Source organism: Candidatus Epulonipiscium viviparus (assembly GCF_000171335.1).
GTDB lineage: Bacteria > Bacillota > Clostridia > Lachnospirales > Cellulosilyticaceae > Epulonipiscioides > Epulonipiscioides viviparus.
Map to the genome: position 1 here is coordinate 1 of NZ_ABEQ01000085.3, position 13665 is coordinate 13665.

Annotated in this window: 14 protein-coding genes; 8 read left to right on the top strand and 6 right to left on the bottom strand. The window is 35.5% G+C overall.

Annotated features, from left to right (window positions below; all coding sequences use genetic code 11):
* Positions 1-256: 256 nt before the first annotated feature.
* The 4 genes from EPU_RS10545 (at position 257) to EPU_RS12925 (ending at position 5267) form a co-directional block, all read left to right on the top strand.
* On the top strand, positions 257-1816 hold the full coding sequence (locus EPU_RS10545) for a LysM peptidoglycan-binding domain-containing protein (RefSeq protein WP_029488384.1): 1560 nt from the start codon (positions 257-259) through the stop codon (positions 1814-1816).
* Positions 1817-1913: 97 nt separating this feature from the next.
* A complete protein-coding gene (glgA, locus tag EPU_RS10550) occupies positions 1914-3380 on the top strand; it encodes a glycogen synthase GlgA (RefSeq protein ID WP_010169212.1) in 1467 nt (488 codons plus the stop codon).
* A gap of 66 nt (positions 3381-3446) precedes the next feature.
* Positions 3447-4592, top strand: a complete 1146-nt coding sequence (locus EPU_RS10555) for a DUF5711 family protein (protein WP_010169214.1) — start codon at positions 3447-3449, stop codon at positions 4590-4592.
* Complete coding sequence (locus EPU_RS12925; protein WP_010169216.1) at positions 4593-5267, top strand: CvpA family protein; 675 nt, start codon at positions 4593-4595, stop codon at positions 5265-5267.
* Between the two features lie 35 nt (positions 5268-5302).
* Here the strand turns inward: EPU_RS12925 and EPU_RS10565 are convergent, their stop codons facing one another.
* Positions 5303-6562: a GntP family permease gene (locus EPU_RS10565; protein WP_010169218.1), complete on the bottom strand. Its 1260-nt coding sequence runs from the start codon at positions 6560-6562 to the stop codon at positions 5303-5305.
* A gap of 128 nt (positions 6563-6690) precedes the next feature.
* Here EPU_RS10565 and EPU_RS10570 point away from each other — a divergent pair, with 128 nt between their 5' ends.
* From EPU_RS10570 to EPU_RS10585, 4 genes are read left to right on the top strand one after another with little or no spacing between them, the layout of a single operon-like run.
* Positions 6691-7632 (top strand): ABC transporter permease, encoded by a 942-nt coding sequence (locus EPU_RS10570; RefSeq protein WP_010169220.1) that lies wholly within the window; start codon positions 6691-6693, stop codon positions 7630-7632.
* Between the two features lies 1 nt (position 7633).
* The gene (locus EPU_RS10575) at positions 7634-8422 is read left to right on the top strand and encodes an ABC transporter permease (protein WP_010169222.1); all 789 of its coding nucleotides are present in this window, start codon (positions 7634-7636) and stop codon (positions 8420-8422) included.
* 3 nt (positions 8423-8425) lie between these two features.
* Entirely contained in the window at positions 8426-9148 is a 723-nt protein-coding gene (locus EPU_RS10580; RefSeq protein WP_010169224.1) for an ATP-binding cassette domain-containing protein, read from the top strand.
* Positions 9149-9871 (top strand): ABC transporter ATP-binding protein, encoded by a 723-nt coding sequence (locus tag EPU_RS10585; RefSeq protein WP_029488385.1) that lies wholly within the window; start codon positions 9149-9151, stop codon positions 9869-9871.
* Positions 9872-9923: 52 nt separating this feature from the next.
* On the opposite strand, the gene EPU_RS10590 is transcribed toward EPU_RS10585, so the two are convergent.
* From EPU_RS10590 to EPU_RS12390, 5 genes are all read right to left on the bottom strand, one after another.
* The gene (locus EPU_RS10590) at positions 9924-10304 is read right to left on the bottom strand and encodes a Fur family transcriptional regulator (RefSeq protein ID WP_010169228.1); all 381 of its coding nucleotides are present in this window, start codon (positions 10302-10304) and stop codon (positions 9924-9926) included.
* A 49-nt stretch (positions 10305-10353) separates the two neighbouring features.
* Complete coding sequence (hfq, locus tag EPU_RS10595; RefSeq protein ID WP_010169230.1) at positions 10354-10584, bottom strand: RNA chaperone Hfq; 231 nt, start codon at positions 10582-10584, stop codon at positions 10354-10356.
* Between the two features lie 94 nt (positions 10585-10678).
* A complete protein-coding gene (locus EPU_RS10600; protein WP_010169232.1) occupies positions 10679-11092 on the bottom strand; it encodes a hypothetical protein in 414 nt (137 codons plus the stop codon).
* Positions 11093-12538, bottom strand: a complete 1446-nt coding sequence (gene thrC / locus EPU_RS10605; RefSeq protein ID WP_010169235.1) for a threonine synthase — start codon at positions 12536-12538, stop codon at positions 11093-11095.
* A 21-nt stretch (positions 12539-12559) separates the two neighbouring features.
* On the bottom strand, positions 12560-13665 hold a 1106-nt coding region (locus EPU_RS12390), incomplete at its 5' end, for a homoserine dehydrogenase (RefSeq protein WP_044150195.1).

Genomic DNA, 13665 nt, shown 5'->3' on the forward strand with positions numbered 1-13665 from the left:
TTTCAATTTCTATGCAAAAGCTGAATTTTGTTGAAAAATGTAGATAAAAAATTTTAGATACTCGACAAAAAATGCTAAGTAAACAGGGGGATTAATGGTATATTACAGTATGCATACAAAATTTGCACACTAATTTTGGTAATATATTGGTATTAGTGAATTTAACGAAATATTTTGTCATATTTGTAAAATTATAACAGTTACAATCAACAACATTATAAAACTAACAACATTATAAAACAAAGGAGAATATATAATGGGTAAAATAATATACGAGCCAAAAACTTCTTCAAGAGAAGCACAAAAGAAAATTTCTAAACCAGAACCTTCACAAGAGGACATTGCAATAGAATATGATCCGGARTAYGATCCAGAATATGATCCAGAATATGATTCCACTTATGATGAACCTAATTATGACGTTGCTCCTGAGGAATATAATCCAGCGTACGAACCAATCTCTAATGCTACTCAATTTTCTGCGATCGATGAGAATGTCGAAGAAATAGATATTGTTGAAAAAGAAATTTTTATTCCAGAAAAAAAACCTGCGTTCCGAACAACAATCGATGCACGAGCTTTATACGAAAAATTATTAAATGATTCGAATTCATTAAAACCTATCGGTGATTTGGATACTGAGCATATTGTGTATATTGAGGATTATGCGCATACATACCTTTATCAATATGCTTTCACTAATCAACACAAAGAATTGTCTGCTGTCTTAATTGGTGAACGTTATGAAGAAAACAAGGAAACAATTATCGTTGGTATCATCCCTATTCCTCAGAAGTATTTATCTAATGATGATCTATGGTTAAGTGAACAAGGCTTGCAAGCCGTAAACAAAGAAAAAGATAAATATTTTAAAGGCGCAAGCATTGTAGGTTGGCTACATATGCAACCTGGTTATGGCACAATGGTAAGTTCTAAAGAAATTAAAGCGCATCGCGAATTTTTTAGAGATAAATATTCTTTACTATTATTAGTTGATGCTGTAAATAAGGTAGAAACATTTTTTGCATATGATGAAGAAACCCTAAAAGAACAAACTGGATATTATTTATTCTATGATCAGAACCCTGCTATGCAAGAATATATGATGGACAACCCATTACTTGAAGTAACAGAATCTTCTGAAACAGTTCCTGATAGAGCCGTTCATCAATTTAGAGACTCTGATTCTAATCGTACAAAGACCCAGAGTTCAAAACAAAAATCTAACTTTTCGCTAGTGGCCGGTTGTTTTGCTGTTCTTGCGTTAGCGGCAGTCTTTGCTAGATTTTCTAATGACGATACTGTACTCACACAACCAGTATTTAATCACGAACAAGAAGAAGAAAACTTTCCATATCAAATTACTAGTACTAATGCACAAACCAATATTATCCAGCCATCAACCACGCCAACCATTGTCCCTACCGCTGTAATACCAACAACACCACCTGCAGAAACTGTAATTCCTTCAGTTCCTACTCCACCAAAATCTTCTCCGATTGATGAATTATTAAATAATTCTACGCCTGTAGGCTCGGCAGCTCAAATACCAGACATTCCAGAGCCAACAGTAATTATACCTACCGAATCTATTGATCACGAGGAAACTATCCCCGCAGAGTCTAATGATGTTCAAAGCGCAGAAGATTTTGAAGTTTATACAGTAGAACCTGGCGATACAATTAGAAAGATCAGTCAAAAATATTTTGGAGATGAGTCCTATGTTCATGAAATTTTGGAATGGAGTGGTTTAGAAATAGAAGATGGCGATAAGATTTGGGTGGGACAAAAACTTAAGATTCGTGTAAATGAATAATAATTTTTTTTTATTGGACAAAATACAAAATTTCGTGTAAAATACTTTATGACGAGAAAATTTCTCTGTTATACTATCAACAGAAGGAGAGAATATTTTGACTAAAAATAAAAAACAATTAAAATGTCTTTTTGTTTCCAGCGAAGTAGTTCCATTCGCAAAAACCGGAGGACTAGCAGATGTTGCTGGGGCATTACCCGCAGAGCTCATTACACTAGGTCTTGATGTAAGAGTTGTATTACCATACTACAGAACAGTACATTTTAAATTACCAGAAGATCAACTTACACATGTAACTGGATATAATGTTTCACTTGGATGGAGACATCAGTACGCAGATATTTTATATAAATCAACTGATGTTCCTACTTACTTTATAAAAAATGATCACTATTTTAACCGCGATGGTTTATACGGCTATGGTGATGACTGCGAACGATTTGCATTCTTTTGTAAGGTTGTAGCTGAATTGATCTGCAGGATCGATTTTGTACCAGATATAGTCCACTGCAACGATTGGCAAACTGGCCCTATTTCACTTTTAATAAAAGATAAATATTTCTGGGATTTAAAATATCAAAATATTAAATGTGTTTTTACTATCCACAACATGAAATATCAAGGTTTATTTGGCAGAGAAGTTCTTGATTTTCTAGAGCTCAATGACGGTTATGCCAACTCCGATAAACTAGAATTTAATGGCGGTTATAGTTTCATGAAAGCCGGGCTTTTATACGCAGACCATATCAATACAGTTAGCCCCACATATATGGAAGAACTCAAAACTCCAACATATGGTTGCGGTCTCGATAATTTGCTTCGCGAACAATTATACTGGAAATCTTCTGGCATTATAAACGGTATTGATACCAAGCGTTATAACCCTAAAACAGACCCTGCTCTATATTATAATTTTGATATAAATAGCTTAGAGCTCAAAGAAAAGAACAAAAAAATGTTTAAAAAACAGTATGGTCTCAAAGAAGATAATTCTATGCTAGTTTCTATCATTTCTAGGCTAACAGATCAAAAAGGCTTTGATCTCATGAAACACACAATTTTTGGTCAATGGGTTATGGATAAAATTATGGAGCTTGGCATCCAATTTGTAGTTCTTGGAACTGGCGATCAAGAATATGAAAATATGTTTAGACACTTCAAGTATTTATACCCAGATCGTTCTTTGGTATTTTTAGATTTTAATGAAGAACTCGCTCAAAAAATCTATGCAGCGTCTGACGTCTTCTTAATGCCTTCATATTTTGAACCTTGTGGGCTCGGTCAGCTTATGGCTATGAGATATGGCGCAGTACCTATCGTTAGACAAACAGGCGGTTTAAAAGATACTGTTATTCACTACAATCAAAAAACAAAGAAAGGTACAGGATTTGAATTTGTAGATTATGCTGGCTATTGGTTATACAAAAAAATCGAAGAAGCCAATAATTTATATCATCATTATCCAACTGACTTTAAACAAATTCAATTAAATGCAATGTCTCAAGATTTTGCTTGGGAACAATCTGCCAAACAATATATTCAAATGTATGAAATGCTAATATAATTTTTAAAAAAGAGATAGGTGTTTATATAGCACTTATCTTTTTTTTATCAAATTAAGAGGTGAATTATGAATACAAAAGACAGTATAAAAGTTACATTGATATTAACAATATTTGCCATTGCAGGAATCGTGTTCATAATTTTCAATGCCTTAGGGCTAGTAAGCATTGATCAACAAACGTTAACATTAGGATCTACCATTTATCAATTTAATCCTACACAAATGGAGAAAGTAATCCTAAATGAAAATCAAGCTATATATATAAGCAAAGATGGAATTCGTGCATTTAGCAAAGATGGAGCTGAAGTATGGTCAAATACATTAAGTTTTAACGATATTATAATACGCAAAAATTTTCCATATTTTGCATTAAGTGAACCTAATGGCAATAAAATTATAGTTTTTAGCACTAAAGGTAAATTATATGAATTAATTTTTAAAAATAAAATAGCCAATTTCAGTATAAATACAAACGGTGAAGTTGCAGTAATAGAAGTGGTAGACGGTGGTCACATTGTTTCTGCCTATAGTCAAACCGGGCGAGATCTCGGGGTAAGTAGCGGAAGCTTTACTAGCAATGGAGACTATCCAATGGTCGCTGTTGTCTCTCCAGATGGAGAATATATTATAGTATCGTCATTGTATTTGAATGGACCTACCCTCGAATCTACCATAGGCGCTATTTCTGTACACAAACCAAAAGAGGTTGTTACAAATCCCATGTTTTACGCAAATAAAGAGTCCAAAAACTTAGTTTATAATATAGAATTTATAAGCGAAAATATTTTTGCAAGTATTGGAGATAAATTTTTGACATTTTACAATATAAATGGACAATTAATACGACAAATTTCACTTATCAATACACTATTTAAAGTTAACATAGATGAAATGACGCCTCTTGGTGGATTTGTACCTATAGTTACAGCGACACCAACTACACATGCGGGGCACTCTTTAGTGCTATTAAACGAAGTTAAGGAATATATTGTAAAACTGGATTTTGATGCTCCTATTAATTATTTTAATGCAAATTCCAGTGGTGTAGTGATCGGGGGAGGGCTGATATTTAAAGGTTATAATAGGGTAGGAAAGGAGATATTCCAATTCATTGCAAAGCAAAATGTTCAAGAAGTTCTCTTCAATAATTATATGGCCATTGCAGTGACAAATAATAGTATTATTAGATTAATTACCAAAGGGGGAAATTAGATGATTTTAGATATAATAATATTGGCGTTTATATTGCTATTAGGGTTTATTTATCGCCAAAAAGGACTGGTGCTAGCAATATTTGAATTTATTTCCATATTTATTGCTCTTGCTGTTGCCGTATTGTTCTATCCTGTGGTCGCAGCTATGATCAATACAACTTCATTCGATGAGAATATCATTTGGGGGATATCATCGTTTATATCAAACTTAGATTTTTCAGATCAATTACAGGCCGCATCGGCAGAATTATCTAATCAAATGGATGGAGCTGCTATTTTTATAGAACATTTCTTTCGAAATATAGATCGTCAATTGACCATAGGCGTATCCCATTCAGCTGATTCTATCGCTCTTGTATTAACTAATTTTATCATAAATTCAATTTCATTTTTAATTGTATTTATATTCGCTAAAATAGCTTTATTTATAATTAAAGGAATATTGCATATGATCACCAGTTTACCTATAATAAATTTTACTAATAAATTAGGCGGATTTATATTGGGAATATTTTTTGGTATTTGTTGGATATGGATCTTTTGCTTAGTAATTCCATTTATAGCAACTTCACCATCATCTGAACCATTTATGGCAATATTTAATGAAAGTATTCTTACACAGTGGTTATGCTATAATAACTTAATTTTAACTTTCCTTTCTTCATTTTTATAAAATTAAACCTCTCGATGATGAGAGGTTTTTTTATACTATAAAATTAATCCGTATATAATAGTAGAAGTCACCGTTATTGCAAAGCCCACCAAGCTATCAGCCGGAAGAAGCTTCATTCTATCTGCTAAGTTCATGTTTACTGAATTTGCTGATATATGAAAAAACGATCCTTGAGGTAGTGTGCCAAATACATTAGCACCCGCATGAACCATAGCTGCACCTGCTAATGGAGATACCGCCTTTGTAATGGTAGAGGCAAAAGTAGATGACGCAATTGCTGATGCAGCAGAACACGACGCTGTTGCAGCGCTCATCAATATACCAGAAATCGGTGCTAGCAAAAATTCTGGCAACCGTATAATTTCTACTAGTGCAATCAAATCATATTGCAATTGAGAGGCTTTAATAATTCCTGCAATAGCGCCTGTTCCTACTAACAAAATTCCAACGGGCATCATTTTTTTTAGTCCAAATGATAAATATTCTCTCATTTCTTTCGATTTCTTCATAGCAACCATTCCTATCAACCCTCCCGCTGGCAAAGCAACTAACGGGTCAACTTCTAATCCAAATATTGGCTTAAGCATCAATAAAATTATTACTACAACAGGAGCAGTAATAGCTCCCACTATAGACGGTAAATTTACAGTCATTACATCATTATCATCTTCAATAAATTCATGGTCTTCTAACTTTCTCTTTTTATGTATATGTGCTGCTATTAAAACTGTAACTGCCAATCCCACAAGACCCGGAATAAATCCTGCTACCATAACAGAGGATAAACTTACGYCAAAATTTTCGGCCGCTACAATAGTGTTCGGATTTGGAGAAAATGTATTTCCAGATTTTCCACCTCCAACTAAAGCAATAAGCAAAGCTGCCTTTGAATACCCTAATTTGTTTCCAACGGATATCGCAATAGGAGCAACAGTAATCACAGCTACATCAACAAAAACACCCACAGATGTTAAAATCATAGCCGATAGAGCAATAGCCAATAATGCGCGTCTTTCACCCATAACCAAAATTATCTCTTCTGCTATTTTAGTTGCAGCTCCAGACTTGATTAATGTTCCAGCTAGTACGCCCGAAGCCAAAACTCTAATAATAGTAGGCATCATCTCCTGAGCACCTGCAATCATATAGTTCACCGAATTAACCAATCCTGCCCCACCAACTAATCCGCCAATTAATGCACCTACCATCATTGCATATGCCGCTTCGATTTTTTTTATGATAAGAGCAATAGTTATCACCAGTCCAACGACTGCTCCCACAGTTGTAATTTCCATTTTTAAATATCCCCCTTTAGTTTAAAAAAATTATAATTTATTTTAACTACATTGTCAATTTAATAAATTGCAAATTAATTGCATTTTCTCAAAAAAAATTGCTATAATATATTAGTGAGGTGAATCTAATGAATACAAAATTTATTTTAAGCAGATTAATTCAGCTGCTAATAACTTTGCTCGGTATAACTTTTATCACTTTCAGCTTAGTATATTTGGCTCCCGGCGACCCCGTTCGCACTATGTACATATCTAGTGGTAATATCCCCAGCGAAGCTATTATCGAACAAACCCGCGAAGCCATGGGGCTCAATCAACCTTTTGGGGTTCAGTATGCAAATTGGCTTGCTAATATATTTAGGGGTGATTTTGGAATCTCCTTCTCTTTAAATCAACCTGTCATCGATATTGCTATCCCCAGAATTTTTAAAACTATAAATTTAGCACTTGCCGCCCTAGCCATGATGCTTGCCATATCATTACCGCTTGGCATCCTCTCTGCCATAAAGGCTAATAAACCTTTCGACTATGCTGTACGTGCGTATACGTCTCTCGGAATATCTATGCCTGGCTTTCTTATTGGCACATTGTTGCTATATTTTGTGGGGTTGAAATTACATTTACTACCTATTGTTTCTACAGCTAATAATATTCAAGCTTTAATATTGCCGGCAATGACGCTTGCTATTCCTATGTCTGCTAAATATATTCGTCAAATTCGTAGCGTTCTATTGGATGAGCTCGAGAAGGAATATGTCATTGCTGCGGTTTCTAGAGGCATCCCTTTTTCTGCTATTGTCATAAAAGATATACTCCCAAATATTTTGCTACCTCTTATAACTTTATTAGGCATTTCATTGGGCTCCCTTTTATCTGGCGTCGCTGTAGTAGAAGTGATATTCTCATATCCCGGAATCGGCAGCCTCGCGGTAGATGCCATCATTGCGTATGATTATAATTTAATTCAAGCCTATGTATTACTAATTTCCGTCATTTATATGAGCATCAATTTGTTGGTAGACATTTCTTATAGCTATTTAGATCCCAGAAATAAATTAGAAAGAGGCTAATATGAAAAACAAATCTACTATCGTATTGCTATTATTTTTGATTTCTATTATTTTAGTTGCCGTATTTGCAGATGCTTTGGCACCATATGACCCATATTCTAGCAATCTCAAGAATGCATTTCAACCTCCCAGTTTAACACACCTGTTTGGCACCGACAAACTTGGTCGAGATTTATTTTCTCGTGTAATTTATGGAGTTCGCATCTCTCTTGCTGTTTCTATATTTTTAATTTTGATGATATCTATAGTTGGTAGCGCTCTCGGCATTGTTGCTGGCTATTATGGCAAATGGGTTGGTTCTGTCATTATGCGTTTTTCCGATATTTTGATGTCTTGCCCATCTATGGTACTTGCTATTGCTCTTGCCGGAATTATGGGTGCCGGTCTTCGCAATGCTATGATCGCTATTTTTGTCGTCACTGTTAGCAAATACATAAGATTAGCTCGCAGTTTAGTTCTCAAAATTATTAACGAAGATTATATAAACTCTGCCAAAATGGCCGGAACTACACAATTAAATATTATCATTCGATATATTTTACCCAATATTATTCAAACCCTCATTATTACTGCATCTACAGATATTGGCGCTATAATCCTCGAACTTTCTGCATTGTCATTTTTAGGTTTTGGTGTTACCGCTCCTACTCCAGAATTGGGGCTTATGATAAACGAAGGTCGACCATATATGTTAGCATATCCTTGGCTAGTTTTTTGTCCTGGTATTGCTATTGCCATAATTGTTACGATATTTAATTTGTTAAGCGATAAGATGAGAGAGTGGAGGTAATTAATGTTAAGTATTCAAGATATTTCTATTGCTTATGATGACAAAATCGTCGTCGATAAATTTAGTGTTGCTATTGCCTCTGGCGAAATCGTTAGCATCGTTGGCGAAAGCGGCTCCGGCAAAACTAGTATACTGCGATCCATATTGGGGCTTCTTCCCGCGGCAGCCACCATTTCCGGTGGTGAGATCCTATACAACGATATTTCTTTACTCAATATCCCTGCCATACAAATGAACAAAATACGAGGCGCTGAAATTTCTATGATGTTTCAAGATAGCAGCCTCAGCCTAAATCCTATTCGCAAAATAGGTCATCAATTTATACAGTATATTCTAGCGCATAAAAATATATCCAAATCAGAAGCGCAACTTCTTGCTACTGCGACTTTATCCAAAATGAATTTAGACGGCCCTGCTATTATGAAATCATATATGTTTAATCTTAGCGGAGGCATGAAACAAAGAGTTGGGATGGCTTTTGCTATGGCGCTTTCACCCAAGCTATTGCTTTTAGATGAACCAACCAGCGCTCTAGATGCCRCCACACAAGATCAAGTTATTGCCGAAATCATGGCTTTACATTCAGAATCTAATACTGCCATATTAATGATCACTCACAACATCTTGGTTGCTACCCGCATGTCAAACAACATCATTGTTCTAAAAGATGGCAAAATTATGAGCCCMGAGAGTTGCTATTCTAAAAAATTATTAGGAGGAATTTAGATGGAAAAAATAATTAGCATTAGGAATATTAACAAAGCATTTCAGACCAATAAATCTTCTGTATTAGCTTGYCATAACGTTTCATTTGATATATACAAAGGCGAATTTATATCTATAGTTGGCGAAAGCGGTTGCGGCAAAAGTACCCTTATGAAAATTATTACCAGTCTCGAATCTAAAACTAGTGGCGAAGTTGTATACAATGGCGTTGACATTACAGAGTTAAAAGGCAAACACTTGCGAACAAGTAGACGTAATATTCAAATGCTATTTCAAGATACTACCACTTCTCTAAATCCCAAAATGAAAGTCCTTGATATTATATGCGAACCTCTAATCAATTTTAAGCTGATTAGCAAAAAAGAAAAAATTAAATTTGCCACAGAATTTTTAGAAAAAGTGGGTCTAAATCAAAGCTTTTTAAATCGATACCCAAAAGAAATGAGTGGTGGCCAGAGGCAACGAGTCGGCCTTGCTAGAGCATTAACCTTAAATCCAGAAGTTTTGATTTTGGACGAAGCCACCAGTGCATTAGACATTATCACCCGCGATAAAATCATTGATCTTATCAAAGATATTCATGCCAAAACTAATTTAACAGTATTATTCGTTTGCCATGACTTAAATTTGGTTTCTAAAATCTCCGATCGAGTCGTTACAATGCACAATGGGGAAATTGTTGCTGACAAATCAGTGCAGCAACCCCTAATGCTAGCTATATAATTTTTGGCACACAAATATAGCCTCCTTTTATTTTGGGAGGCCCAGTTGTTTTCTATTGACAATCTTCACAAATGCCAACTATCACTGACGAATCATATTCAATTTTAAAATTATGAATGTTCGCATTTTCTAAAATATCTGCTGGCAGATGAATCGTTATTCCACAATTATTACATTTTAGGTGAAGATGCTCTTTACACGCAGGATTATCTCCAGTATAACGAAAATAACTTTTTTTTTCGTTAGCATCAATGTGTTTGCTGATTAGTTGTTCAGTTTCTAAATAGTCCATATATCTATATATAGTTGATAGACTCATTTTAATGCTTTGTCTTTCTAATTCAGCGTTAATTTCATTAATAGTAACATATTTATCTCTTTGACTTTTTATAAACTCCAAAATCTTTTGCCTATTTTTTGTGTTATATCTCATAAGATAAACCTCCGCATGGCATCAGACCACGGTATTTCCGCAATCTATATTATTCCTCTGTCTGGTTTAAATAAAGAGTTTTACTAGGTACAATAGTTGAAATCGCATGCTTATATAGCAATTGCTGTTTACCTTCACTATCTACCAAAACCACAAAATTATCAAATCCTTTGATAGTGCCCTTAATTTGAAAACCATTTGTTAGAAATACAGTAGAAATAATGCGCTCTTTTCTGAGCTGATTAAGCACTACATCTTGTAAGTTTACACTTTTATTCATGAGAATCCTCCATATATTCAAATATTTATATAGATTATTGACGACTTTTATCTAAAATATACAATAGCAATCAAAAATATTTAATTTTCTGCTTTCATAATAGCATAAATAATATTAGCACTAATATCGGTATCGCCAAAGGCAAAATGCTAATCAACGAAATTTGCGCTATTTGAATCTCGGCTTTTCCTCTCGCTGTTTTAGATACAAAAAAGAATAATATTCCATCCCATATCGACTTCTTTTTCTTTAGTGGCACACTCTTAAACATATACATATGCCCTATTACGGCCCACAATGGCTTATAGTATATATATCCCTGATTGTCACTTTCATCCTTATTATTTTCTGCAGGATAACGACAAATATATGTGATCTTATAGCGAGGCTCCGGAAAATTTATTGCAACCCGTTTTTTTATTGCCTTCGGATTACTGCAAAACTCCTTATAGCGCTTGGCTAGCATTTTTTCCAAATCTTCATACGTCTGCTTTTCTGCATACAACATCTACAGCAGCTCTGTTATTGTTTGCAAAATCTCTTCTTTGTTACATGCTATTTCATGCAAAACTTTTTTATGCTCCAACCCCACCAATGGTGCAGGAATTTTTACTTTTGTTAAAGCTTCTAAGTCAGTCAATATTTTATATTCACTTTTATCTACATCCATCCCCAACGCGTCGCCAACTCCTATCGGAAATTTATACGGGCTTGCTGTAGATACTATAACTACTTTTTCTGTTACACAATCTTTTATATATTTTTTATACGCATCATATGCAACAGCTGTGTGGGTATCAATTAAATAGCCAAATTCATCATAGCATCTCTTGATGGCATCTTCTGTTTCCGCATCATCTGCACAGGCCGCATAAAACAACTCATCTATCTTTGCTTTTATATCTTCTGGCACAGTGTATGCTTCCATCTCTTCTAAGTCTCGCATTAATTTTTCTACCAATAGACCGTCATGGCCCGAAAGCTCATATATCAAACGCTCCAAATTTGATGAAATCAATATGTCCATCGATGGAGAGAGCGTCTTGAAAAACTCACGCCTTCTATCGTACACACCCGTTTTAATAAATTCTGTTAAAACATTATTTTGATTTGATGCGCATACAAGCTTTTTCACTGGAGCGCCCATCATCTTCGCAAAGTACGCGGCCAATATATTTCCAAAGTTTCCGGTTGGTACTACATAATCCGCGCCACCAAGGTCTATACTACTCTTTACATAATATACAATTTGTGGAAGTAACCTGCCCCAGTTTATACTGTTAGCGCTCGAAAGCTTGATCCCTTTTGCTAACAAAGTGGCATTCAATACATCATCCGTAAATATGTTTTTGGCCGCAGTTTGAGCATCGTCAAAATTGCCATTAATTGCAATAACCGACACATTGTCTCCCTCTTGCGTTACCATCTGCTGCTTTTGAACCGCACTAACACCCTCGCTCGGATACATCACAATGATTTTTGTCCCCGCAACATCTTTGAATCCTTCTAAGGCAGCTTTTCCTGTATCTCCCGAAGTTGCCACAATGATGGCAATATCATTTTTTTCGCCCGTAATATCTATCGCCGTTGTCATAAGATATGGCAACACCTGTAGYGCCACATCCTTAAAGGCACAAGTTGGCCCGTGCCATAGTTCCAAAACCGACGCTTGATCATTTAGTTGATATAGTGGCGCAACCTCTTCAAACGAATCGCCATAAGCTGAATCCACACAAACGGCTATTTGCTTCTCCGAAAAGTCGGTCAAATATTTGGCAAAAATCAATTTTGCAGCATCCTTATAGGAACCAGACTTGATCACATCTATTTCCGTAGCTGTCAAAACCGGAATACTAACAGGAGTATACAACCCCCTATCTGGTGCAAGCCCTTTTATAATCGCATCTGCAGACGCAACTTTCGTATCATTATTTCTAGTACTCGAATAAAACATGATATCCTCCGTTTCTACACCCTATCCTAAACACATAAAGATGTTGGCTTTCTTAACATACTCTTTTTCTTTTAAATCAACAATCGCTTCTTGCAAATATTTTTCTTTGGTTTCATGAGTAATAATCGTTAGRCTAGATAACTTTCCTTCTGGCACAGGAGACTGTATTACAGATGCTATGCTCACGCCACGCTTGCCGAGCTCACTTGCTATTCCTGCTAACACATTTGGTTTATCCTCAACGCGTAATCGCAAACAAAACGATGATAATAACTCTCCTATCTCCAAAACTTCTTTATTTTTGTAGCAGTTAAGCCCATAATTTCCAGTAGTCTTATTGGCAATGCTTGTACAAATCGCCATAATGTCTCCAACAACAGAGCTCGCAGTTGGCATCTCTCCTGCACCTCTACCATAGAGCATTATCTCATCTGCAGCGTCGCATTTCAAAAATACTGCATTAAACACATCATTTACTGCAGCCAGCGGGTGCTCATTTTTTACAAATGCTGGTCGCACAAACAAGATAATCTTCTCATCTCGCTCTTTTGCCATCGCAACTAATTTAATCTGATACCCAAGTTTATTTGCCAAAGTGATATCTTTCTCTATTATTTGCGTTATGCCTTCCTGATACACATCATCTAGAGTACATCTTGAATTGAACGCTATACTTGCCAAAATTGCAATCTTGCGTGCAGCGTCGGTTCCTTCCACATCAGAGCTTGGATTTGCTTCTGCGTAGCCCAACTCCGATGCCTGAGCCAATGCTGTCTGATACGAAATACCCTGCTCTGTCATTTTTGTTAAAATATAGTTTGTGGTTCCGTTTAAAATTCCCACAATATCAGAATACATATTGGCACAAAGAACATTTTGCATTGCCCCAATAACCGGGATTCCGCCCCCAACACTTGCTTCAAAATGGACATCAACGCCATTCTCTTTTGCAAGTGCAAAGATTTCCTCCCCTTTAACCGCAATCAAATCTTTATTTGCTGTTACGATATTTTTGCCTGCCTTAATCGCTTTAACAATGCAATCATACGCAAATGTAAGCCCGCCCATTAATTCCACAACGATTTGTACTTCAGCATCTGCCAAGACCGCCTCAATGTTTTGTGTAA